Annotated in this window: 20 protein-coding genes; 7 read left to right on the top strand and 13 right to left on the bottom strand. The window is 56.3% G+C overall.

Annotation, left to right across the window (positions count from 1 at the left end):
* Window positions 1-51: 51 nt before the first annotated feature.
* The 4 genes from P1X16_RS10955 to P1X16_RS10940 form a co-directional block, all read right to left on the bottom strand.
* Entirely contained in the window at window positions 52-1,005 is a 954-nt protein-coding gene (locus P1X16_RS10955) for an enhanced serine sensitivity protein SseB C-terminal domain-containing protein (protein ID WP_277228721.1), read from the bottom strand.
* A gap of 246 nt (window positions 1,006-1,251) precedes the next feature.
* Complete coding sequence (locus tag P1X16_RS10950) at window positions 1,252-1,692, bottom strand: cytochrome c (RefSeq protein ID WP_277228720.1); 441 nt, start codon at window positions 1,690-1,692, stop codon at window positions 1,252-1,254.
* Window positions 1,689-2,375 (bottom strand): SCO family protein, encoded by a 687-nt coding sequence (locus P1X16_RS10945; RefSeq protein ID WP_277228718.1) that lies wholly within the window; start codon window positions 2,373-2,375, stop codon window positions 1,689-1,691. Before P1X16_RS10945 ends, P1X16_RS10950 begins: the two co-directional genes overlap by 4 nt.
* Before the next feature lie 4 nt (window positions 2,376-2,379).
* Window positions 2,380-2,805: a hypothetical protein gene (locus tag P1X16_RS10940; protein ID WP_277228716.1), complete on the bottom strand. Its 426-nt coding sequence runs from the start codon at window positions 2,803-2,805 to the stop codon at window positions 2,380-2,382.
* Window positions 2,806-3,507: 702 nt separating this feature from the next.
* On the opposite strand from P1X16_RS10940, the gene P1X16_RS10935 reads away from it, so the two are divergent.
* From P1X16_RS10935 to P1X16_RS10925, 3 genes are all read left to right on the top strand, one after another.
* On the top strand, window positions 3,508-4,194 hold the full coding sequence (locus P1X16_RS10935) for an efflux RND transporter periplasmic adaptor subunit (RefSeq protein WP_277228714.1): 687 nt from the start codon (window positions 3,508-3,510) through the stop codon (window positions 4,192-4,194).
* An 80-nt stretch (window positions 4,195-4,274) separates the two neighbouring features.
* The gene (locus tag P1X16_RS10930; protein WP_277228712.1) at window positions 4,275-6,929 is read left to right on the top strand and encodes a BamA/TamA family outer membrane protein; all 2,655 of its coding nucleotides are present in this window, start codon (window positions 4,275-4,277) and stop codon (window positions 6,927-6,929) included.
* Window positions 6,930-7,133: 204 nt separating this feature from the next.
* On the top strand, window positions 7,134-8,702 hold the full coding sequence (locus P1X16_RS10925) for an ATP-binding protein (RefSeq protein ID WP_277228710.1): 1,569 nt from the start codon (window positions 7,134-7,136) through the stop codon (window positions 8,700-8,702).
* Between the two features lie 6 nt (window positions 8,703-8,708).
* On the opposite strand, the gene P1X16_RS10920 is transcribed toward P1X16_RS10925, so the two are convergent.
* Complete coding sequence (locus P1X16_RS10920; RefSeq protein WP_277228707.1) at window positions 8,709-9,290, bottom strand: DUF4112 domain-containing protein; 582 nt, start codon at window positions 9,288-9,290, stop codon at window positions 8,709-8,711.
* A gap of 89 nt (window positions 9,291-9,379) precedes the next feature.
* Between P1X16_RS10920 and P1X16_RS10915 the strand changes: the two genes are divergently transcribed.
* Window positions 9,380-10,369, top strand: a complete 990-nt coding sequence (locus P1X16_RS10915) for an aldo/keto reductase (RefSeq protein ID WP_277228706.1) — start codon at window positions 9,380-9,382, stop codon at window positions 10,367-10,369.
* Window positions 10,370-10,556: 187 nt separating this feature from the next.
* Here the strand turns inward: P1X16_RS10915 and P1X16_RS10910 are convergent, their stop codons facing one another.
* A complete protein-coding gene (locus P1X16_RS10910) occupies window positions 10,557-12,008 on the bottom strand; it encodes a diadenylate cyclase (protein WP_277228704.1) in 1,452 nt (483 codons plus the stop codon).
* 230 nt (window positions 12,009-12,238) lie between these two features.
* Between P1X16_RS10910 and P1X16_RS10905 the strand changes: the two genes are divergently transcribed.
* Window positions 12,239-12,496 (top strand): hypothetical protein, encoded by a 258-nt coding sequence (locus P1X16_RS10905; protein WP_277228702.1) that lies wholly within the window; start codon window positions 12,239-12,241, stop codon window positions 12,494-12,496.
* 149 nt (window positions 12,497-12,645) lie between these two features.
* On the opposite strand, the gene P1X16_RS10900 is transcribed toward P1X16_RS10905, so the two are convergent.
* Complete coding sequence (locus P1X16_RS10900) at window positions 12,646-13,677, bottom strand: LacI family DNA-binding transcriptional regulator (RefSeq protein WP_277228700.1); 1,032 nt, start codon at window positions 13,675-13,677, stop codon at window positions 12,646-12,648.
* A 512-nt stretch (window positions 13,678-14,189) separates the two neighbouring features.
* Between P1X16_RS10900 and P1X16_RS10895 the strand changes: the two genes are divergently transcribed.
* Window positions 14,190-15,884: a glycoside hydrolase family 9 protein gene (locus P1X16_RS10895; RefSeq protein ID WP_277228699.1), complete on the top strand. Its 1,695-nt coding sequence runs from the start codon at window positions 14,190-14,192 to the stop codon at window positions 15,882-15,884.
* Between the two features lie 111 nt (window positions 15,885-15,995).
* On the opposite strand, the gene P1X16_RS10890 is transcribed toward P1X16_RS10895, so the two are convergent.
* Complete coding sequence (locus P1X16_RS10890) at window positions 15,996-17,360, bottom strand: OmpA family protein (RefSeq protein WP_277228697.1); 1,365 nt, start codon at window positions 17,358-17,360, stop codon at window positions 15,996-15,998.
* Window positions 17,361-17,892: 532 nt separating this feature from the next.
* Complete coding sequence (locus P1X16_RS10885) at window positions 17,893-19,113, bottom strand: TIGR03862 family flavoprotein (RefSeq protein ID WP_277228696.1); 1,221 nt, start codon at window positions 19,111-19,113, stop codon at window positions 17,893-17,895.
* Window positions 19,114-19,355: 242 nt separating this feature from the next.
* On the opposite strand from P1X16_RS10885, the gene P1X16_RS10880 reads away from it, so the two are divergent.
* Entirely contained in the window at window positions 19,356-20,546 is a 1,191-nt protein-coding gene (locus P1X16_RS10880; protein ID WP_277228694.1) for a cation:proton antiporter, read from the top strand.
* A 78-nt stretch (window positions 20,547-20,624) separates the two neighbouring features.
* Here the strand turns inward: P1X16_RS10880 and P1X16_RS10875 are convergent, their stop codons facing one another.
* The 4 genes from P1X16_RS10875 to P1X16_RS10860 form a co-directional block, all read right to left on the bottom strand.
* Window positions 20,625-22,403, bottom strand: coding sequence for a chloride channel protein (locus tag P1X16_RS10875; protein WP_277228692.1), 1,779 nt, complete (start codon window positions 22,401-22,403; stop codon window positions 20,625-20,627).
* Between the two features lie 121 nt (window positions 22,404-22,524).
* Window positions 22,525-23,352, bottom strand: coding sequence for a mechanosensitive ion channel family protein (locus P1X16_RS10870; RefSeq protein WP_277228690.1), 828 nt, complete (start codon window positions 23,350-23,352; stop codon window positions 22,525-22,527).
* A 152-nt stretch (window positions 23,353-23,504) separates the two neighbouring features.
* A complete protein-coding gene (locus P1X16_RS10865; protein WP_277228689.1) occupies window positions 23,505-23,882 on the bottom strand; it encodes a hypothetical protein in 378 nt (125 codons plus the stop codon).
* A complete protein-coding gene (locus tag P1X16_RS10860; RefSeq protein WP_277228687.1) occupies window positions 23,879-24,184 on the bottom strand; it encodes a hypothetical protein in 306 nt (101 codons plus the stop codon). The genes P1X16_RS10865 and P1X16_RS10860 overlap by 4 nt, the downstream gene beginning before the upstream one ends.
* Window positions 24,185-24,268 lie beyond the last annotated feature (84 nt).

The following is a 24,268-nucleotide window of genomic DNA, read 5'->3' as shown; positions in this document are numbered from 1 at the left end:
TTGAGCGCCGGGTACCTACGCACCAACAATGCGTTGCCTTACTACGCCACTTTATCTTTGATAGAAGGGCTCTTGCTGATTGAAGTACTGGTTGAGGGGCTCGTCGGCAGCTGGGTTCAGCACCATCATGTCCACAAACTGATAGCCTTCGATGCGGCCTTCCATCACGGGGCCTAGTTCCTGCAAGAAATCAGCTTGCTGGTCGTCGGTGAGGAAGGCAAGCAGGACGCGGGGTGGCTCCTCGCTATTTTCAATGCGGAGTTCGGCTAGGTAGGCTTGCTCGATGAATGGGCGCGTAGCGCAGTACTCACGCAGGGCATCGAGTAGGGCGGTTGGCGGCTCAGCGGGTGGACCTATCTGCACGGGTACCTGACCCGGACCATCGGCAGGCGGCGCCATCAAGTCGCTGGCGAGTAGGTCTTGCATTTCCTGAGTGGTAAGCAGCTTGCCAGACGCCGAGAATGGGTTTAGCACGCAGTCGGTGGCCTGTACCATCTGGAGTAGGTCTTGGCCCCGTACCCGGATGTAGGAGATGCCCTCGGGAGCTAGACCGCCTTCAAATATGCGCTCCACCGACGTGAACAGCGGAATCTTACCGTCATTTAGTACTTGCAGCTGAATTTCCATGCCGGGCGTGAGGGGCACCTCGCCACCCGCATCGCCTTCTTTGGGCAGGGTCACGGCCAGCACATCTTCGTGGAGCAGCGCCTGATAGAAGGCCGGGCGAATGTTGGGCTCGTTGGCGGCGCGCATCAACAGTTCCTCAAGCACGTTGGTTGGCGGGTAGGGGAAATTGGGTTGGGGCGGCTGCCCGTAAGCCGGCTCCGGAATGAGCGGCATAGGGGGTATAGGTGGGGCCTGCTGCTCGGGGGTAGGTAGCGTATAGTTGGCTCCCTTATAGCGAGGACCGGTAGGAGCGGGGGCAGGAGTAGTAGCATCAGGAGCCGCGGCCGGGGGAGTAGTTGGCGTTTCAGGCTTCTTTTTCAGGAAATCAAACAGACCCATATAAATTCGAAAAGTGAAGGTGCAAGCTACTTAAGATTGTGGGAAGATGCATAGCCGCAGCAGGCCCAAAGTGTGCTGAAAACAAGATGGAGTAGTAAACTTCTGACTACCAATCGGCTGCTGCCGAACCAGAACGCACACACCAACCAGCGAAATTGCCGCCCCATCACCTAGTAACGAGCGGCGGCAGTTCACGTTATGGATAAGCTTACCTCTTTGACTAGCAGTTTTTTAGAGGGTTAGTTGCTAGCGGATAATGCTGCCATGGCAGGGGCCCAACAGTTCCGTTACTTCCCGGATGGTATAGGGTTCGTTTTCATTGCCCCAGCTCTGCTGCACGAAGTTGAGCAGGTTGGTGATTTCCGCGTCGGTCAGGTCATTTTTGTGGCCCGGCATCACTTGGTTGTATTCGATGCCATTGACTACCACCGGCCCCCGCATGCCGTTGCGAAGCAGGCAGGGCAGGTAGGAGCGGTAGTTGGCTACGTAGTCGGAGGCGGCTACGGGCGGGATGAGCCGGCGCAGGCCCTGGCCTTGCTCGCCGTGGCAGCTAGAGCAGTGTGTTTGGTAGAGCTGAGCGCCCTCGTTTTGCTTGTTGGAAAAGCAGCCCGTGGTGCCCACCGCAAACAGTAGTCCGGTTGCCAGCACGGCACTCAGACGAAGCAACAAGGGCAATGGCTTGCTCATTTGGCCGCCGTTTGCCGGTTTTCGGCTTCTTCCTTCAGTAGGATCGGCAAGTCGTGGATGAGCTGATCAACCTGCGTTTTTTCCATGCCGTCGTACACGCCACGCACCCGGCGCTTGGAATCGACCAGGGCAAACGTGCCGCTGTGCGCATAGCCACCGGCTACGCCTTTATCTACTTCCGCCCCGGTCATGTAGGCGCGGGCCAGCGCAAAAATGGTGTCGTGCGCCGCGGTGGCGAAGTGCCAGCGCGAGGCGTCCTTGATGCCTAGGCGCTCGGCATAGTCGCGCAGCACTGGAATCGAGTCGTGGGCAGGGTCGATGGTGTGGCTCAGGAACAGCACGTTGGGGTTGTTCTTGTTGGCCTCGTATACGCGCAGCAACTCACTTTGCATCTTGGGGCAGATGCTCGGGCAAGTGGCAAAGAAGAAGTCGGTGATGTAGACCTTGCCGGCAAAGGTTTGGTTGGTAATCGTTTGCCCCTCTTGGTTGGTGAGCGTGAAATTGGGCACCAGATCGGGCAGCGTATCGGAGGGGCTGGTAGGAGCGGAGTGCTTGATGCCCAGCACGGGCAGGCGCTCCTCGTTGGCTGTGGTAGGGGTGTTGGAGCAGCTAAACAAGCCAAGGCTAAAAGCCGTCAGCAGAGTTAGTAAGGCAGCCTGCGTGCGCGAAAAAGAAAACAGCATTGCGTTATTGAGCGGAAGATGTGGGGGTTCCCGCGGTCTGTACTAATAACCGCGCCGAGTCGATACTAGTGCGAAACAGGCCCGCCACCGAATCGATTTTTTTCTGTTGGGATGCAAAGTAATCGAGGCGCCGAGTTAGGGCTACGGTGTCGGCGGGTTTGCGGTAGCGGTGCATCCAGTCCATCATGGCAGCATCGGCGGCGAGGAGGGCGCGGCGCTGGCGGCCGGCGGCTACTGTATCGGGGCCGGGCGTTTTTTGGAGTTGCTGCCGCAGGATGGTCAACTGGTCCATTTGGGCCATTAACTCGTCGTGCTTGGCCAGCATGGCTTTTTCGGCAGCCTCGGCTTTTTGCTCGTCGCTCTGCAACGAAAGGCAGGCGGGCAATCCGGCAAGCAACGGCAATAGGAGTAACAAACAAAGCTTTTTCACGCCGCAAAGGTAGCGCGTAGTTGCTTTACCCTCTGCCTGCTAGTCAAGCCTCTTCGCTTCGTCACGACAGGCCACATGTACGCTCTATCGACGGGCACAGTGTTGGCGGCCTAGTTAGTAAAGCAAACAGGCCTGCTAGTTTGGAAACTTGCTATAGAATGCAGGGCAAAAAGAAATCAATTTCGTTACACGTTTCAATTAACCCCAAAAGCTGAAACCGCGTTATGCCCACGATAAGCTTGGTTGCCTAGCAGTTATGAAACAGAACGAAATAGAACCTCGCCAGAACCGGGTTATGTATGTGCTAATGGCAGTTGTAGCTGGCGTTGGGTTAATTGTGGCACTCTGGTACCATGCCCATCAATAAGTAACATGCTATAGTTGAACTGCTTGCGTAGTTGCAGCTTGCACGGTACAATGCTATGTAGTTGCAGCGCTTGCTTTTCTAGCAAGCTGCGCTGTTACGTGTTCCACGAAGAAAGGTTGACTTTTTATGTGGTAATTATTTGATATAAAATTAGATAATAAGTATCTTCATTTAAAGATATTCTCCTGTGCACTCAAGCGCAACTGTAGCTGCGGTGCCTGCACTATTCCTGCCAACCACTAGCAGCGCATCTCTAGAGAATGCGCCGGGAAAGTGCGCGAAAAAGCTGTTGCTGGCTGTGATGATGGTTTTCTGCATACCTAATCGAGGATCTTATGGGTCTACTTTTCCTCTCTCCCTTATTTATTACGGGTGTTTTGTTCAGTAATACCTTGGCGTATTCGTTGAGGGCTCAGCACCGCACTACCTCTGTTACGCCCCGCTTACCGCTTCAGCAAGTAGCTGGCTACAAGACAACCAGCAATTCTGTAACTGCCAAGGGTACCGTGGAAGCCATTGCAACCTCGCCTTTGGTGGCGCCGGGGCACGGCTGGGTGAGGGAAGTGTTCTTTGCCGACGGCGACTACGTGCGGGGCAGGCAAATTCTGCTGAAATTCCTGGAAAGCAACTCGTATTCCACTGAGTTCAACCGCAATTACCTATTGGCTCCTCACGCCGGGTTCTTGGTAAAAAGAAACGTGGCGGTTGGCAATCGGGTGCGGGCAGGCATGCACGTGGCCATGCTGCAGGACGTGTCGCACGTGAAAGTACCCCTGGTGGTGTCGTCGCAGGTCGGGCGTTCCATCAAGGTCTGCGACCCGGTAGTGGTTCGCGTGGCGGAAATGCCCGGGCGCACCTTCACCGGCCTAGTGGAGCGCATCGACCGGCAGCTGCATCCGCAACCGAAAACGGTGGTGATAGTCACCGTGCGAAACGCTGTTGCTCCCTTAATCAGGCCCCTGATGCACGCCAGCGTTTCGTGGAGTGCCCGCCACCTGCCGGCGTCCGTGGCCAAACGGTGAAGCGGCGACCACTACGCTAGCTATTTTATGTAGCGAATCTGCTAGAGAGAATCATGCTTCCATTGTAAACCCTGCAACTGATGCGGACACTTTTACTTATCACTGTTCTCGGCGTTGAAACCATCTTCGCTGCCCACGCCCAAACTCCCGCCAGCTCTTCTCCCATTGCCACCACTGCCTTACCGGCGCCAGCTGCCAAGCCGAGCCCGCCGCCGTTCAAAGAGCAGGGGAGCGTGATGGTAAAAGCCAGTCAGCAGTATCAGGCGGGTAAGTTTAAAACCATGCTCCTGGGCCGCAATTATCGGCAGGAGTGGCAGAAGCAAGTTCGGGTGCCAGTGCTCAACCTTAGCACTTCGCAGGGAGGATTGCAGCCGCTCAAGCAGGGGGGAGGCAAGCAAACCAAGTCGTTGCGCATGCGGGCGGCAAATGGCCGCGAGTACGTGTTGCGCTCTATCGAGAAAAACACCGAGCAGGTATTAAGCGAAGAGCTTCGCAATACGCTGGCGGCCAAAGTGGTGCAGGACCAAGTGTCAGCGGCGCACCCCTATGCGGCGCTTACCATCCCCACCTTAGCCGAAGCTGCCGGAGTTGGACACACCAACCCCGAACTAGTGTATGTGCCCGATGACGAACGACTGGGCGAGTTTCGCTCCATATTCGCCAATACGCTGGCCATCTTAGAGGAGCGCGACCCGCAGGTGCCTGCCTCGTTTACGGGGAGTGCGCTGGAAAAAAACTACAGCACCGACAAAGTGCTGGAACTCCTGCGCACCGACTCGAAAAATCAAGTTGATCAGCGCGAACTGGTACGGGCCCGGCTATTCGATGTGATGGTGGCTGATTTCGACCGGCACGAAGACCAGTGGCGGTGGCTGGCCTACGCGCAGCCTACCGGCGGCATGCTGTTGCGCGCCGTGCCCCGCGACCGGGACCAGGCCTTCTTTGTCAACCAGGGTTTGCTGCCCAACCTTGCAAGCCGGGATTGGGCCGTGCCCGCGGTGCAAGGCTTCGATGGGACCATGCGCAACGTGAACACCTTCATGTTCAGCGCCCGGTATTTCGACCGTTCCTTCCTAACCAAAGCCACGCGAGAAGAGTGGGTAGCCGTAGCGCAGGAGCTGCAAACCCGCCTGACCGATGACGTGATTGAAAAAGCTCTCCGCCAGCTACCCGATTCCATCTACCAGCTATCCGGCCCGACTATCGTGGCCAACTTGAAAACCAATCGGGATGCCTTGCCGAACTACGCCGAGAAATACTACCGCTTTCTGGCTCGCGAGGTGGATGTGGCTGGCAGCAACCAACCCGAATACTTTCAAGTCGAGCGGCTAGACAACGAGCATACGCGCGTCAAGATCTATGCCCTGGCAAACGGGGGCGCACCAACGGGCGAGCCGGTGTATGAGCGTACTTTTCTGACCGACGAAACTCAAGAAATCCGGTTGTATGGATACGGCGGCCGCGACAAAATGGAAGTAAGCGGGGAGGTAGACAAAAGCCCTCTCATCCGCTTGGTGGGGGGCGAAGGCGAAGACGTGCTCATCGACCATTCCCGCGTTTCCGGCCTTGGCCGGCGCACCGTGTTGTACGACACGCCCACCGGCAACGACTTGCAGCTTGGCGCCGAAAGCCGCAACAGAACGTCCCCGGATTCGCTGGTCAACCACTACAACCGCGAAGCCTTCCGCTACAAGTACGTGGGGCCGCTTTTGCCATGGGCTTACAACCCCGACGACGGCCTATTTCTCGGCGCCGGGGTGGAAATACGCCAGCCGGGCTTCCGCAAAGCGCCGTGGGCGATGATACACCGCCTGCAAGCCAACGTGGCGCTCGGTACGGGTGCCTACAGTTTCCGCTACGCCGGCGACTTCAACCACATAACCGGAAAGCTCGATTTGTTGGTGCGGGCCGATTTGCAGGCCCCAAACTACGTGCGCAACTTCTTCGGCTTCGGCAACGAAACCAGCTTCAACAAGGGCGCTGGCATCCGCTACTACCGGGTGCGCTATAACAATGTGGCGTTGCAGGCCTTGTTGCGCCGTCGGGTAGGGCCGCAGCAGTTCTATGCCGGCCCAATTTATCAGCGGGTGCGGGTGGAGCGGACGCCGGGGCGGTTTATTGAACAAATGGCCGAGGCCAACGGGCTCCTGAACACTATGTTCGAGGCCAAGCACTACGCTGGCTTGAAGGCCGGCTACATTGTAGATACGCGCAACAACGATTGGCGCCCCACCAAAGGCTTGTTGTGGAGCACCGACTACACCAGCATGCGGGGCATGAACAGCCAAGCGCCCAACGTGTCGCAGCTCACGTCGGAGGCATCTGGGTTCTGGACGCCCTCCATTACGCCTGGCATCACCTTGGCAGCTCGCGTGGGCGGCACCCTCAACTTCAGCGACTACGAGTTCTACCAAGCCGCCACGCTCGGTGGTCTTTCCAACCTGCGCGGCTACCGCCGTACGCGTTTTGCCGGCGAGAACAGCTTCTACAACAACGTGGAATTCAGGGCCTACTTAGGGACACTGAACACGATACTGGTAACGGCCAAAATTGGCGTGCTCGGCTTCCACGACGTAGGCCGCGTGTGGATCGACAACGAGAATTCCGACACCTGGCACAACGGTTATGGTGGGGGTTTGTGGGTCGAGCCATTCCGCCGGGTTGTATTGGTGGGCACGTATGGCGTCTCGCGCAACGAGAACATGACCGTAGTTCGCCTAGGATTCCAGTTTTAAGGTGTGTAACTGCCTGTCAGGTAGTCGGCTATCTTCACGGCTAGGCGGCTTCCTGGCAGGCAGAGCTGATGGCACCAATTATCACCCCTCCCTTACAAAGAAGTTGCCTATTCTGTTGGCTTGTGGTAAGTTGGTTGACTTCCATAAGCGCGCACCACGGAAGGGTGCCGCGCCTGTTCTCAGCTACAGCCCCACCGACCGACTATGGATTACTTACAGCTAGAGCCCGCTGCTTGGCGCCTTCGTTTTCCTAAAGAAGTCGAAAAAGAGTATGCCAAATACTACTACGTCGCCAACCTAAATACCATCAAGATATCCTTGACGGCCGGCTTGTTTCTGTATGCCTCGTTTGGGCTGCTCGATAGGATTGCAATTCCTAGCGCCACTCATACGGCGTGGTTTTATCGGTTTTTGCTAGGCTGTCCTGCCATCCTGGCGGCCCTTATATCCTCGTATTCCGTTAAGCTGAAGGCGTATTTGCAACTGGTAATAAGCTGTGCCTGCATTATAGTGGCCGCTACCGTTATTCGGGTTATTCATAAGAGCCAGCCTACCGAGCTTGCCTACAATCATTACTATGTCGGCCTGATCATCATTATGATGTTTACGGGGTCGTGGGCAAGGCTTCGGTTTTGGTACGGCCTAACGGCCAATACCATGATCTTTCTGGTGCACCTTGTAGTGGCGCTGTTCGACCAGGATATGGTGCAAGACAGGCTCTTGATACTCAACAACCACGTATTTCTGTTGTCGGCGCACTTTGTGGCTTCCGCCACCTGCTATTTCTTTGAGGTGAACAGCCGGATTGATTTTCTGCAGCGCAAAACCATTGAAGCCGAGAAAAATACCTCGAACACGCAACGGGAGGTGCTTGAACAGCAAGCCGAGCAATTAGCACAAGTGATAAGCTCTCTGGAAACAACCCAGGCGCAACTCGTGCAACGAGAAAAGATGGCCTCCCTGGGAGAATTGACGGCGGGCATTGCGCACGAAATTCAAAACCCGTTGAATTTCGTGAACAACTTTGCGGAAGTAAGCGCCGAGCTAGCCACCGAACTGCAAGCGGAAGTGAACCGGCCGGAACCAGACCGGGCCCTTCTGCTCAGCACCGCCGACGACTTGCGCCAAAACCAAGAGCGGATCAAGCAGCACGGCCGGCGGGCCGCTACCATTGTGCGGGATATGCTTGCCCATGCCCGTACCAGCAAGGAGGAACCCACCCCCACCGATTTGAATGCGCTAGCCGAGGAAAGTCTTCGATTGGCGTACCACAGTCTGCGGGCCAAAGACCCGAACTTCAACGCCACAATGTCGGCGCAACTAGACCCCGCGTTGGGGTTGGTGGAGGTTGTACCTCAGGACATAGACCGGGTGTTCCTCAACTTGTTGACCAACGCCTTTTACGCCGTGCGGAAGAAAGCCGCCACCCAAGGCCCCGACTACAGACCTGATGTGCAAGTGAGTACGCGCCGCTGCAAAAAGCAGGTGGAAGTGCGGGTGCGCGACAACGGGATGGGCATTCCGGCCGCAATTCAAGAGAAAATATTTCAACCCTTCTTCACCACGAAACCCACTGGGGAGGGCACCGGCTTGGGGCTGTCGTTGAGCTACGACATCGTGACCAAAGGCCACCGCGGCTCTCTAGCCGTTCTCTCGCAAGAAGGGCAATTCACCGAGTTTATTGTTACCCTTCCGCAAGTACAAAAGCCTTTGGTAGGAGTACAGGAAATCAGCACTGTGCCGCCATATTCAAGCCCCAAAGCAAACCAATAGAAGCGCTTAAAACAGGTGCTGTGCTTGGTGGTACAGCCATGTAACTAACTCAACGCCACCCCATACGACGCCGCCTGCCAACAGCAGAAACACGATAGCCACCACCGCAAACAGCCCTTTGCCGCTGCCCTGGTACTTGCCCTCGGCATAGTGGGCACGTAGCAGGCGCACATTTTTGTCGTTGGCTTTATAGGCGAAATCGAAGATGTTGCCGATGATGGGAATGGCGCCGAAGATGGTGTCGAGCAGCACGTTGAGGGCCATGCGCACCACCAAGTTGCCGCTGGCGCCGTGGCGCATCATGGTCAGAATCAGAACGCCTGAGACGGCCAAGGAAGGAATGCCGCCCACCACGGGTATCAAACTCATGATGGGGTCGAGGCCGAAACGCCAGGTAGTGCCGGGCACCCGAAATTGGCTGTCGAGGAGGCGGGAAATGCTTTCCACCCAGCGCAGGCGGGCATCGGTATCGAAAGAAGTGGGCTTGGGCGTTGACATGGTGCGGGAGTGGGTTTCGGGTAGCATACGGTGGCTTCCTATGGCTTCACGCACAGAAACGTAGCGCTGGCGTGGAGGTTCGCGGTGCATGTTCTATAACTATAAACGTAACCGGAGCGCTAGCCAACCTCTGCGCCGGCGCTACGTTTCTGAACGGGAAACTCTAACTCATGTAACCAATGCAAACCCGCACGCTTGGCCGTTCTGGCCTTACGGTTTCTGCCCTCGGCCTCGGCTGTATGGGTATGTCGGACTTCTACGGGCAGCCCGACGACACAGAAAGCATCCGCACCCTGCACCGGGCCACCGACTTAGGCGTTACCTTCTTCGACACGGCCGATATGTACGGTCCCTTCAAAAACGAGGAACTAGTAGGCAAAGCCTTCCGTGACCGGCGCAACCAAGTAATTATTGCCACCAAATTCGGCATCGTTCGCGACCCAGCTAACCCGTCGGTACGCGGCATCAACGGCACGCCCGCCTACGTGCGGCAGGCCTGCGAGGCGAGCCTCAAGCGCCTCGGCACCGACCACATCGACCTGTACTACCAGCACCGTGTCGACCCCAATACGCCCATCGAGGAAACGGTAGGGGCTATGGCGGAGTTAGTGAAGGAAGGCAAAGTGCGGTATCTGGGCCTCTCCGAAGCAGCCGCGGGCACATTGCGTCGCGCTGCTGCCGTGCATCCTATTGCCGCCTTGCAAAGCGAGTATTCGCTTTGGAGCCGTGACCCCGAAGATGGCGTGCTGCAAACTTGCCGCGAACTAGGTATTGGCTTTGTGCCGTATTCGCCGCTAGGTCGTGGCTTTCTTACCGGGCAGATCCAGCGATTCGAAGACCTAGCCCCCGACGACTACCGCCGCCACACGCCCCGCTTCCAGGGTGAAAACTTCCAAAAGAACCTTGACCTCGTGGCCCGCATCAAGGAACTGGCCGCCCAAAAGAACTGTACTCCCGGCCAGCTAGCCTTGGCGTGGGTGCTAGCCCAGGGCAATGACATCGTGCCTATTCCCGGCACCAAGCGCGTGTCTTACCTCGAAGAAAACCTAGGCGCCCTCGACGTGCAACTAAGTGCCGATGAACTCCAGCAGCTAGATGAAATAGCCCCTAAGAATATAGCCGCCGGCCAACGCTACCCCGAACAGATGATGGGCAGCGTAAATGGTTAAGGGGTTGTGAAGTAAGAAGAATACTATACGACAGCACAAGGACCTTTTCCCTTTGAGACAACGACCGTTCCCACGGTTTGTCTCAAAGAGGAAAGGTCCTTGTGCTGTCTAGTTAGCAGACTAGTACTTATTACAACTATAAATGCATGTCTTAGGCTACTCTAGCTAAGGTTTTGAAATCAGTAACTTACCTCCTTATTGGGGGGAGTAAATCGATTAGGCCATCCTCGCTCACCACCACGGCTAAGCAAGCATAGCGGCTGCTTTCCACGTAGCGCAGGGCAGAATTGTAACGCGAACCACGAGAGGAGTCGCCTTTTTCCGTGGCGAGACCGTCGAGAATGGCGCCGATGGCGTAACAGTCGCCGTGAGGCTCTATGAGCACGGCACCGTCGATGTTGGTAACCAGCCGCAAAACCGAAGGCGTCATCAGGCGGGGAACCACCCGAAAGCACTGGCGGGTGAGTCGGGCCGCTTCCTGGGCTGCCCCCTCAGACACCACCAAAATAGTGCCGTTGGGCTGCGAAGTAGCCCGTTGGGTAAGCTCCCAGAGGTAACCAATAGCAGGCTCATCGAGGTAGGGAAATACGCGCTGTACGGCCTGCGCAAAATTGCTGGCATCAACGCGGCCCTGCGGGAGGCGGGGCGTGTTCGAAACCACCTTCATCATGAGCTGCGCGTCGTGGGTGAGTTCCCAACTGTAGTGGCGAGTGAAATGCACCGTGAAAATCGGCTCGTAGGCTTGGTCGTCGGGGGCCACGAGGTAGCCAAGCCCGAACACGTCGGTGGCGTCGGAAACAAGGGCGGTTCGGTCTTCGCTGAGTTCCAACAGCTTCCGCACGCGGCGGTGGTCGCGCAGCGGAATTGGGCTTTCCAGCGTGAGCACCGACACGATAGCCGGGTGATGCCGCCGGGCCACCAGCATAGTGCCCACTCCTTCGTCGCCCTCATGGCGGAGGGCCGCCACCCCGTTGCAGGCATCGTACAAACCATGCGTGCCGGCGGCCACACGCAGCATAAAGCTGCGGCCCGCGGCGCGCAGCACCTCGTTGTAGTCGCGGTCAAGCACGGGCCGGTCGTCGTCGGTATCCGATTCGCGAAGGGCGCGGCTGCAATCTTGCAGAAATTCCTGCACGGTGGCATTGACCAGCGAGGTAGGGCGGTTGCTGGTGCTGAGTACTGGCAGGGTGTAATACGCCTCGTAGGTTTCGCGCGATAGTTGCAGCACAATCACTACCAGATACCCATAGAGGCTGATGGGCACCGAACAGAAACTAATCCGGTTTTCGCCCTGCGCCGCGCATAGCTCCGTTAGCGTCTGCTCCGTAGCCTGTTGCAACAAAGCATACCAGCGCAGTTTCTCGTACCGGTCGTGGTCGTCGGGGTGCAGGTGATACACTACGTCGCGCGGGCCATCGGGCTCCAGCGCAGCGGCCAGGGACTTGACGCCCGCAAAGTCGGCGGGAGAGTAGCGCAAGGTGGCGGGTTCCACTACCACGGCCTGCGGCTCGTCGGTTTCGCGGGCAGAGGCTAGCCCTAGCAAGAACACCTCGGGCTTCAGATTACGGTCGAGCAGATTGAAAATACCATCGGCAAACAACTGGGCCGATACGCGGAATAAACTTTGGTGGTCCCACATAGAGGGGAGCTGGAAAACAGGCAAGGGCGGGGCGGAAAGAGTCGATGCGAGAGACTATGCCGACAAGTACGAAAAAATGCGCACGAAGATTAACTTTTTAGGCTAGTAAGATTCCAGCCGTTCCCGTCAACTTTCCTCGCTTTTTCAGGTTTACAATAGACATATAATCTTGGCTCAGCTTGCAATAGGCAGCCAGAAAACCTACCTTAGAACGTATAGTTGCTGCTGCCATGCCTGTCTACCTACTCGTATCCGGATTTGGTTTTCTGTGCGCCTATTCGGTGCTACCCTTGCTTACGGGCTACTGCGCAGCTAGCTACGGCCGCTCGTATTGGTTTTGGTTTGCCTTGAGCTGGGTGTTGCCTATCCTTTCGTTTCTGGTGCTCTTCGCCTTGATTGCGCGCCAGCACCTCGACCGGGGTGAGCGGCTGCTGGCAGAAGCCAAAGAAATTTTGGCCGCTGCCGAAGCTGCTGAAGTCAAACGCTGAGTTAAGCAAGGCAGCACACCTTGGCACTAGATGCCGTAGCGCCGCAAATCAGCACCGCATACCAGCCGAACAGAATTTCCGCGCGAATAGCGGCAATTAAGCTGTTCAAGCTGGTACGGGAAAAGTAAAGTGCAATAGCCGCTGGCTTATTACGCCTTGTGCAGCGACGAAGCCCGAACAATCAACTCGGGCTTGAGCACCAATGGCGGCGGGGAATAGCTTGGTCCGCGCTTAAGCAACTGCAACAGCAGCTGAACCGCCGTTTCGCCCATCTGCTCGGCCCGCTGGTCTACTACCGTTAGGCGGGGCTGCGTCATGTTGGTGAACGGCTCATTGCTGAAGCAGGCCACCGCCAAGTCTTGCGGCACGCGCACGCCGCGCTCCTGGAGCAATTCGAGCGCACCAACCGTAGGAATGGCATAAGCCGCGAAAAAGGCATCGATGGAGTTATCCATCGCCAGCAAATGCTCGATGGCTAGCCGGCCGGCGTCGTGCGTGAGGGCCGGCAGGTCGTACACCCACTCTTCCTTAAGCGGAAGACCATGCGCACGCAAGGCCTCGGCGTAGCCCAAGTAGCGGTTGCGGCTGGTGTTGAGGTGCTGCGGCCCGGCCAAGTGGGCAATACGTGTGCAGCCTTGCTCAATCAAGTGAGTTACGGCGCGGTAGGCGCCCTGAAAATCGTCGAGGATAACGGCGGAGCTGCCGGGCAAGTCGGCCATGCGGTCAAAAAACACCAGCGGCGTGCCTTGTTGCCGGACCTGCTCGAAGTGCTGCACTTCGTCGTGGGTGGTAGCGGAAAGAGAAACCAAAATGCCCTCTACCTGCGCGGCCAACAAGGTGTCGACGTTCTGCTGTTCGCGCCGCAACTCTTCGTTGGACTGGCACATCATCACGTTGAAGCCGGCCCGGCTCGCAATTTTCTCGATGCCGTTCATGACGGCGGGGAAGAAGTAGCCCCGAATGTGAGGTACAATCACGCCGAGCGTTTTGCTGTGGCCTTTGCGTAGGGCCGCCGCTAATTGATTGGGTCGGTAGTGCAGCTCCTGAGCAAGTTTGCGGACCCGGTCTTTGGTTGCTTCGCTGATGCCCTCATGATCGGCAAGAGCCCGCGATACGGTGGAAGGAGATATATTTAATTGCCGAGCCAAGTCGGCAATAGAAGTTCGTTTTGAATTGGCCATGTGGCAGACAAATGAATCAGTACGTGGGGTGCTTGGGTTGCCCCGAAGGAGCGTTATTTCCGGCTTAGCAGCTTTATTGAGCAGCGAAGTTCAACTCCTTGGCTAAAATGTGCGTCCTTTTAACTCAGCTTTTTGAATTTTCATGGGGGTAGTATCCGGAGCTTAGGTGTAGAGGTCATCCGTTCCGCTTGCAACTGTACAAGCTAATGGAAGTTTCAACTTTTCGGAGAAGTGCAGCACATGCTATCCAAAGACTTTCTAAACTACACCCAAAGCGCCAACCAAACCAGCATTTCTATTGCAATCAGTGCTATGTAGCACGCCGAAGAATGTAAACAACTCCAACAACAGCACAAGAAGTTAAGGTGATTGAAAAGTGGACAAATTGCCTACTGCACTTCTCGTAATATCAGCAAATACGTTTTTCTGAACACAATTAGCAACTTCAATTCCCACCTCCTTTGCTGAAACCTATCCTATTTTCAAGCTTTTTAGCGACCCTAAGTTTGTCCTTGAGTGCTCAACAGTTGACGGAGAGCATCAAACTCAATCAGATAGGCTTTTACCCGGCTGCACCCAAGGTAGCTATGATAGTGGGGGCGCCCGCCGGTAAGTTTTCCATTACCACCCCCGACCGAACCACCACGGTTTTCACTGGCGAGCTAGGCGCGCAGCGGCACAACGAGTTTTCCAATCAGGACGTGCGGACGGCCGACTTTTCCAGTTTCACAACCCCGGGAACGTATGTGCTAGCTGTGCCAACGCTTGGCTATTCTTACACTTTCCAAATTCAGCCGCGGGTTCACGCGCCATTGGCCGCAGCGGCCCTGAAGAGCTACTATTATCAGCGGGCTTCTACGGCTCTGCCCGTTACGTACGCGGGGGTGTGGAACCGCCCCATGGGCCACCCCGACAACCAGGTGCTCGTACACGCCTCGGCGGCCAGCAAGGAGCGCCCGGCCGGTACCGTTATTTCCTCGTCCCGCGGGTGGTACGATGCCGGCGACTACAACAAATACATCGTCAACTCCGGCATCACGCTCAGCACGCTGCTTTCGCTCTACGAAGACTTTCCAGCGTACGGCGCGCAGCTAAAAGCGCAGATTCCGGAAAGCAGCAACGCCATTCCCGATATTCTCGACGAGTCGTTGTGGAACCTGCGGTGGATGCTCTCGATGCAGGACCCCCACGACGGCGGGGTGTACCACAAGCTCACCAATGCTAAATTCGATGGTATGGTGATGCCCACCGAATGCCAGACGCCCCGCTACGTGGTACAGAAAAGCACCGCGGCCGCCCTCGATTTTGCCGCGGTGTTGGCGCAGTCCAGCCGCGTCTTCCGCCAGTTTGAGCGCCAGCTGCCGGGCCTGGCCGATTCGTGTTTGCGGGCTTCCACGCGCGCTTGGGAGTGGGCCAGCGCGCATCCGGCGGTGTATTACGAGCAAGACGCGCTAAACAAGCAGTTCCAGCCCGCCATAGCCACCGGCACCTACGGCGACCGTGACGTGCAAGATGAGTGGAGCTGGGCTGCTACCGAGTTGTACGCTACCACCAAGCAAGACAAGTACTATCAAGCCATCAAGCTGCTGCCCGAGGGTCAGCTGCCCTTACCGAGCTGGAACCAAGTGCGGGCGCTCGGCTACTACACCCTGGTGCGGCTTGGTGCCAAGCTCCCTGCTAAAGCCGAGAAGGACGTAGTGAAAGCGAAAAAGGAAATCCAAACCCTGGCCGACGCCTTAGCGGCGGGCACTGATACCCGCGCCTACCAAACGGTGATGGGCAAAACCGCCCGCGACTTTTCGTGGGGCAGCAATTCCAATGCGGGCAATCAAGGCATCGCGCTGATTCAGGCGTATCAAATCAGCGGCAACCCCAAGTACTTGCACTATGCCCTCACCAACCTGGACTACATGCTGGGCCGCAATGCCTTGGGCATTTCTTTCGTGACGGGTTACGGCGCCAAGACTCCGCAGCATCCGCATCATCGACTCTCCGAGGGCGACAAAGTGCAGGCGCCCTTGCCGGGCTTCTTGGTTGGGGGCCCCAACCCCGGCCAGCAGGACAAGTGCCAGTACCCGTTCACCACGGCGGATATGGCGTACGCCGACGATGTTTGCTCGTACGCTTCCAACGAAATAGCCATCAACTGGAATGCGCCGTTGGTGTACCTGGCTGGCGCTATGGAGGCTTTGCAGGGAAAACTGTGAGTTAAAAAATATCCTCCTTGATCTGGCCGCGGCCAGATCAAGGAGGACAACATGTAGTAGCCAGGAAAACGGGAGAGTGGGTCTTCGTGTCTCGTTATCTGATGAAGCAGACTATTTGTTGATAACCCGGATGCTGATGCGCCGATTTAAAGCGCGGCCTTCCAGCGTCGTATTGTCAGCAACGAAATACTTGGAGCCATATCCCTTGTATTGCAGCCGGCTAAAGGATATGCCTTCCTTAACCAGCGCCAACGCGGCGGTTTTAGCCCGCTGCTCGCTGATTTGTAAGTTATTAGCGGCGTCGCCGGTGTTGTCAGTGTAGCCGCCGAGTTTCACCGTGGCGTTCGGGAACGACTTCAGCATTTGTGCTACGTTGTGCAATTGCAGCTGCGACTCGGGCGTGAGCGTGGCTTTGCCTGCTTCGAAATACACTCGGTCGAAATTGATCCAGCCTTTGGTCCGATTAACGGAATCAACCTGGAAGGCAGGATCCGATAAGAAAGTGTACAAGCGGTTCTCGGTGGAGTTGGCTCCTACTTTTTGCGTAGTGCCATTGGCCAAGGTCAAAATGATGGGCTGACCTGTATCGTAGATATACGTGTCCCGGTCTTTGTCGTAAACTCCTTTGGCAGAAGCCGCAACAGCGGGCGTTGCTTCCGGCGCGGTAGGGGCAGTAGGCGCGGTGGCGAAAGCAGCCGCGGTGCCGGGAATAGTGGTTAGCTGGTCGTGGCCAAAGTAATAGCCCAAGCACACGGCCATCAAGAGCAGCACCGCCCATTGCCAACGAAAGCCAGCAGCGGGGCTAGGGGCCGGGGCAGGCGTTTCGGGGTGGGGAGTGTACGTGGCGCCCCCGCCAATAGGGTTCCAGATTCCTTGTTCAGCAGGACCAACCCGCCGGGCCATAGCTGCTGGCCGGGAAGTAATGGAGGCATTGAGCTGCGTGTCCGGACGGTCGTTGAAGTCCACTGGCCGGCGGTTCATGTCCGGGAACAACGCCATGGCAATTTCTGCCTTTTGGGTTCTAAACCAGTTCATAAGCTCGGCTTGCGAGAGTTCGTTCTCGGCCGCATACTTTCCGAGCACGCTCAGCACGGCTGCTGCTGCAATAAGCAGCAACGACTGGCCTGCCGACGGCCGAATGCTGGATACAATGGAAATTCGGTTGATTAAGCCTTCGTACCCATCACCCGCTAAATTCTGCATCAAGCTGGCGCCTTTGGCGTACCAAGCCGTGGTTTCCAGGTGAGGCAAGTGAGGAAACAGGTTGGCAGTATAGGCTTCACGGGCCAGATCGAGCAACATTTCCGGGCCACCTGTTCTCTCGGCCCGCAGCATGAGGCTTTCTAGTACCAGAGGAATAGCTTTTTCCAAAGCCTTTTCCACCCCTTTCTCGCTTTCGTCAACCGCCAGGCTTATATGATTGATGACTTTACTGGTAAAACAAAATTTTACTGCTTCTACAACATTAGTTTTCATTACTCGAAAGTTTTAAACTTTGGGGCGGGCTTTTGACTGGTGCAGTTGACTTAGCTGATCCAAGCCGTTGCAGCAGCAGCGCAACAGTCAGCAGTAGATAGCGGTTGGTGACTAAAGCCCACAGCGGCATAAAGGCACAAACGAGAAGCACTTCGGGGGAAGAAGGAGCACGTAGTTGTGGGCATAGGCAGGGTTGGGCTAACTAGTACAAAAAATGGTTTAGAAAAATAATAATAATTAATTGCATTATACTAGATAGGTGCTTGTTTTTGTTGGTGTGTTCGGCTTGATTATTTCTTGCGACAGTTGAGTGTTATAGGAATTATTATAATCTATAATTTACTATACACACGCGCTTTGCTTAGCTGCCTTGAATAATGGGGTAAAAAGGATGCTGAGGTAGCAACATCAATAAGCTACTATCAACGCGGCAGAACAGAAAAACCCTGTTTTTCGGAGGCAGTAGGAGACTTTTTGATGAACGAAGTGGGGTGATTGCACAGGCTTGGTGCGTATCTACTTTGCTGCCTACTTAGCTTAACCAACGTACGACGCCGTGAGCAGCCCAGGCTCCGGTGCTAAAGCATCCCTGCAACAGATAGCCGCCGGTGGGAGCTTCCCAGTCCAGCATTTCGCCCGCCAGAAAAGTGCCCGGCCGGCCGCGTAGCATTAGCTCATCGGTTAGTTCCGTCCAGGCCACGCCCCCCGCACTGCTAATGGCCTCATCGAGGGGGCGCAGAGCTTGCACCGGCAAGGGTACATTGCGGAGCAAACCTGCTAAGGCCTCGGGCGTGGTAGTAAGCGCATGGGGGGCTACCTCGCGTAGCAACGTATAGACTGGCGGCCCCAGGCGTAGCGTCTGGCGCAGAAAGTCAGGAAGGGAGCGGCTAGAGGTCAGCTTTTGCAGTTTTGCTGTTAATTGCTCGTCGCTAAGGTCCGGTTTTAGGTCGAGGTGGAGCAGGGCGGGCGCACCACTTACCAGGGCGGCGCGCAAGCAGGCCGAAAGAGCGTACACGGGCGTGCCCTCCAAGCCGTACTCGGTGAGTAGCAGTTCCCCTCGGACTCGTTGCGGGCCGCAGCGCAAGGCAATATTCTTGAGCGGCGCCCGCCCGACTTTGGTTTGGAAAAAAGGCGACCAAGCCACTTCCGCTCCGCAATTGCTCGGCGCAAACGGCACGCACTGCACCCCAATTTGCTCGAATGCAGCAACCCAACGACCGTCTGAACCGGTTTTGCTCCAGCTTGCGCCGCCTAAGGCTAGCACAGTGGCATCGGGAAATAAGTCGAATTCGTGGCCAGTGGTTTCGTCGCGCAGGCGCAGGCCCTTGCTGCCTACAAAGCCCAACCACCGATGGCGTGTATGCATAGTAACGCCGAGGTCGTGCAGGTGGCTAACCCAGGCCCGCAGCACGTCGGCGGGCTTATGAACTTTGAGGGGAAATATGCGGCCGCTGGTACCAACAAACGTGTCGATGCCGAGGCTGCTGGCCCACTGGCGCAAATCGGTAGGGGAGAAGTGGCGAAGGAAACCACCAAATTCCAACTGTTTTTGGCCGTAACGGCTTTCGAAGGTAGCCGTGTCCTCGGCATTGGTAAGATTGAAACCACCGTGACCGGCCACCAGAAACTTGCGCCCTACGGTGGCCTGCGCCTCATACACGGCCACCCGATGGCCAGCTTCTGCCAAGCGCTGCGCTGCCAAGAGTCCCGCCGGACCGCCACCAATAACCGCAACAACAGAAGACAACGCCATCAATTCAATTACTCAACCCCCGGTCTAGAAAGGGTGCAAAATACGGTAAAGCAACTGGTTGCTTCGATATTTCAATGCTGTTGCTTGCCTGCAAACAGAATAACCTTCAGCTAGAAAGCTCGCTATATGAATTGCTAAAGCACAGACGCCTTGCTAGTTGCTGCGATAATACGGCGCAGCTGGGGTTATAGCCGTACAAAGGACTGTTCATCAAGCCGGCAAAATGCTGGTTGCTCTGCAGTATGGGTTCCTACTCTATCCTAATTGGCCTAAGTATAGCCGTCATTCTTTCCTACTTGTTTGATGTGGTAGCACGCGCTACGCGGGTGCCCTCGGTGCTGATGTTGCTGCTCACCGGTATTGCCCTGCGCCAAGCCGCCGACTACTTCAACTTCACGCCCAATATCCCGACGGTGGTGCTGGAAATCTTTGGCATCATCGGCTTGATTATGATCGTGCTGGAAGGAGCCCTCGATCTGAAGCTCAGCCGAGACAAAGCGCCCCTTATTCGGCGATCCTTTCTGGCTGCGGCTTTTATTTTAGTGGTGCAGGCAGTGGCCATTGCGCTGCTACTGCAGGCGTATATAGGGGCTTCTTTTCAGAGCTGCCTCGTTAATGCTGTGCCGCTGTCTGTCATTAGCTCGGCCATCGCCATTCCGAGCGTAGCCAATCTGATGGGCGAAAAGCAGGAGTTTATTGTGTACGAAAGCACGTTCTCGGACATTCTGGGCATCATGCTCTTCAACTTTGCTTTGCAAGAGAATTTTGCCCAGGGCATATCCATCGTCACGTTTTCACTTGATGTGGTGGCGGTAGTGGTAGTGGCTATTCTGAGCACCGCGGCCCTGGCGTTTCTGCTAGGGCGCATTCGGCTACACGTCAAGTTCTTCCTGATTCTGGCCTTCCTGATTCTGCTCTATAGCTTGGCTAAGCAGCTGCACCTTTCGTCGTTAGTGCTGGTGCTGGTATTTGGGTTAGCCGTCAACAACGCCGATTTGATTTTGCGCGGCCCGCGTCTGCACCGCTGGCTGCATCCCGAGCAGCTGGCCGCCGAACTGCATCCTCTCAAAAGCATCACCGCCGAGTCGGCCTTTCTGATTCGGACGTTTTTCTTTCTGCTGTTCGGATTCAGCATCACCCTAAGCAGCCTACTAAGTGGCGCCTTGCTATTGCAGGGCATCCTCATAGTGGCCGTACTCACGGCCATTCGCTATGTGTACCTGCGCTATATCGCCCGTACTGACTTAGTGCCGGAACTGTTTATTGCGCCCAAAGGGCTTATTACGGTGCTGCTTTATTACAGCATTCCTACCAAGCACCACATCGGCGAAGTAGGCGAGAACATTCTCTTCGTTGTGATTCTACTCACTGGTCTGCTCATGATGATCGGCCTGCAACTCACGAAGCGGGAACCAGAAATAGGAGAATTCTAGATGAGCCACTGCATTTAGTGCTCTTAACCTAACTATAGGTTCAGCATGACAGCTTTTGGCTTTGCTGACCCCTTTGCACTATTCTGTTTCCTTTAACAGCTGCTTGCGGTAGCCAGCCAGGATGGTGGATTTTAGCAGGAAGCCCACGTAATGCCCATGGTCGACGACGGGCAGCGCCGGAACGCCGAGCTGCTCCATGCACCGCAGTGTATCGAGCAGCGAATCGTCGGGGTTGACGGTGGCGGGCGGATCGGTCATCAGGTCGCGCACGCGGGTGGTGCTGTAATGAGCGTCGTCGAAAAGGGCATCGCGCACCGTGTCGAGCGTGACAACACCTACGAGCTGGTTGTCTTGGTCAACCACCGGAAAGATATTGCGGCTGGCGTGGCGGAAGGTTTTCACCAGGTCACCCAGCGTGTCTTCGGGGTGTACGGCTACAAAGTCGGTTTGCGTGAGGTGCGGCACGTCCATTTGCGCTAGCAGCCCCCGGTCACGGTCTTTATGAACGTATACGCCGCGCTGCACCAGCTTGCGCGTGTACACTGAGTAGGGCTCGAAGTAGCGAGTAATGACATACGAACTGCTCGTAACCACCATCAGCGGCACAAACAGCGCGTATCCCCCCGTGATTTCCGCAATGAGGAAGATGGCAGTTAGGGGGGCGTGCACCACGCCGGCTAGCACCCCTGCCATGCCCAACACAATGAAGTGCACTTCCGACACCGTCGTCAGGCCGCTCATATTGATGATGCGGGAAAACACAAACCCAAGCAACGCCCCCGCAAACAGAGAGGAACCGAACATGCCCCCGTTGCCGCCAGCTCCCACCGTAATGGTGGTGGCAAATACTTTGAGCAGCATGCTCGCAGTGGCTACGGCCAGCAGTATCCACACGTTTTCATCACGGTACACCGCGAAAATGGAGCCGTTAACCAATTCTTGCCCCCGCCCGGCCAACAACTGCTGTACAATGTTGTACCCCTCGCCATAAAGCGGCGGAAACAAAAAAACCAGAATTCCAAGGGCAAGGCCACCAAGCAGCACCTTGCGGAAAGCGCCAGGCCACCGCTCGAAAAACCTGTCGGCCGCAAAGTAGACCCGAATCATATACACCGAAAGCATGGCCGTGCACAGTCCCATCATGATGTAAAACGGGATGGCATCGACGGGCCAACTCGTGGTGATAAGCACGAACGGCTGCCCGGCAAACAAGGCCTTGGACACCACCGTAGCAGTGGCCGCCGAAATCAGCAGGGGAATAAAGAACGGGGCCGACAACTCGCCGAGTACCACTTCTACGGCAAAAAGCACCCCCGCAATAGGCGAGTTGAAAATGGCCGCCACGCCAGCCGCCGCGCCGCAGCCCACGAGCAGGCGTCGTTCCCGGGGTCCAACCCGCAGCAGCCGGGCCAGGTTAGAACCCTGCGCTGCGCCCGTAACGGAAATAGGAGCCTCCAAACCTGCCGAACCTCCAAATGAAACGGTGATAAATGAAGTAACGACCTGCGAATACAGCTTGCTGCGCGGCACAATACTGCCTTGCCGGGCAATATTGTAAATAATGGGGCCTAGGCCCCGGCTCAGGTTGCCGCCAAGAAAATAGCGCGTAAACAAAACCGACAGCGAAATCCCGATGATGGGATACAAGAAAAACGCGAATACTCGCTTTTCTTCGGGCACCCACGAGTACAGAAGTTCTTGGGAGCGGTGGACCGAGCCCTTTAGAATAACTGCCGTCAGGCCGGCCATTAATCCTACCAGTACGCTCACCAGGATTAGGTATACCCGGTTGTTGATGTGGCGTAAGCGCCAGAGTAGCAACGGACTGAGAAGCCGGTGAACGAGATTTTTGCGCATAGCCGCGAGGCAATAATGAAGACGGCCGGGCAAAGCCGTAGGGCGAGTCTAAGCTCTCTTACTGCATGTTACTAAAAAACGCCCTGAAGTGACGGGTTCAGGGCGCAAAAATCTTGCCTGCTTACTGCGCTAGGGTGGGCGGGGCGTAGCCTTTGTCGAGCAATAGGTTTTTTACCTTTTGCATTACCTCGCTCTTTGTTTCGAGGGCACCGCGGCGGTATTCCTCGGAAGACGACCAGAAGTATAAGCGCACATCGGCCGTGGTATCGGTCGATTTTTCGAGTACCAGATAAGGTGCCCGCGGACTGTCGTGGTGCAGATCGGGGAGGGTGTTCAGGAAACTCAGTATCAGGTCCCGCACCTGCTCGTAGGTACCCTCCGGGCCGTAATTAACGGTGATAAGGAAGTCCTGCCGCAGGTCGCCATTGCGGGTGAAGTTGATGAGGGGCTCCTTGAGCACGATGGAGTTGGGCAGGAATACGTGCTTGCCATCGAAGGTGCGAATAACGGTGGTGCGCAGGTTAAGCGCTTCCACGTGGCCGGTTTGGTCGCGGATCTGCACCGTGTCGTTGAGGTGGAAGGGGCGGTTGAAGGCCAGGATCATCCCAGCCAGGAAGTTCTCGGCAATGTCTTTAAAAGCAAAGCCCACCACAAAGGCCGATAGTCCGGCGGCGCTTAGCATGCCGGTTACCACCCCCGAAAGCCCAATAACCTGCATAGCCAGCAGCAACCCGAGCAACCACAGGGCCCAGCGGCTGATGCCAGTAAGGAAATCGGCGAGGAGTGGGTCGTGGGCGCGGCTGCGCAGGCGGGTGCCCAGTACGCGGCTGAGACGGTTGGCAATGGTAATGGCAACAACAAGTAAAACCAGTGCCAGCAACAGTTTGGGAAGAATAAATAAAAACTGCTGCCAATACGTGGTCAGTACGCGGTGCAAATCGTGAAGCATGAAAACAGAGTACGGTAAAACCAAGAGCCCCGCGGCAGGTAGCCAGCGGGGCAGGAATGCGTTTTACGCTGAAAACAAGTCAATAGGTTCAGGTTGACTGACTGCCACGCTCACCGGGGTGCCCCCAAAAGACAACGTGAGAGGTGCCGAGCTTAGGCGGGCTGGTTCAGCCAGCGCCAGAAGATGAGACCTCCCACCGCGTAAGCCACCACATCGAGCGGGTCGCCGGTGGCAGTGCGAGAAAAGTAAGGCAGGATGCCTTCAAACCAAACGGAAATCGTCAGCCACGTAGCTACCACCCAGGAAGTGGGTAGCACAAAAACTGGCGTCTGGAAGTAGAAGCGGCGCATAATCCAGCGCAGCAAAGTGAGTTCCAGCGGAAGGGTTAGCACATCGGCCAAGTAGGAGCCAAGTACAGGGGGCCAGTAGGGCAGAGGACCCACGCCCCGCTTGTGTAGAATGGCCAAAAAGTACAACACGGCCCCAAGCAAGAACAGGGGCTGGCGCAACTCATAAGGGCCTCGTCTCATCCGGCTAGGAGCGCAATCAGCCACAGCAGGAAAGAAACCATGGCTCCGAAAGCCAACTGCCCACCCCGAATAATGTGCTTGAAAAAGCGCAACGTTGGGCCATCGTCGGGCTTGATTGCGATGCGCATAAAGGACGGCAATGGCTCATTGGCCAATTCCTCGCGCTCCTTTTCACTCCGCATGCGGGGGGCATCCAGATACAGTCCGCACCGCTCGCATCGGTCATCGGCCCGCTGCTGCCAACGACTCCAGAACCCACAATGCGGGCATTTTTTGGAGGCAGTAAGCGGCTGTTGTTCCATAAAGCAAAAATAAGGCGTACGGCGGTGTGCCAGGCGGAAAAGTTATGGTTGAGTAGTTGCCAGAGAGTTCAGGATGCAACTTCC

This window comes from Hymenobacter sp. YC55 (assembly GCF_029433095.1).
Lineage (GTDB): Bacteria > Bacteroidota > Bacteroidia > Cytophagales > Hymenobacteraceae > Hymenobacter.
Note: the sequence above shows the minus strand (reverse complement) of the source record. Positions and strands in the feature narration are given on the sequence as shown.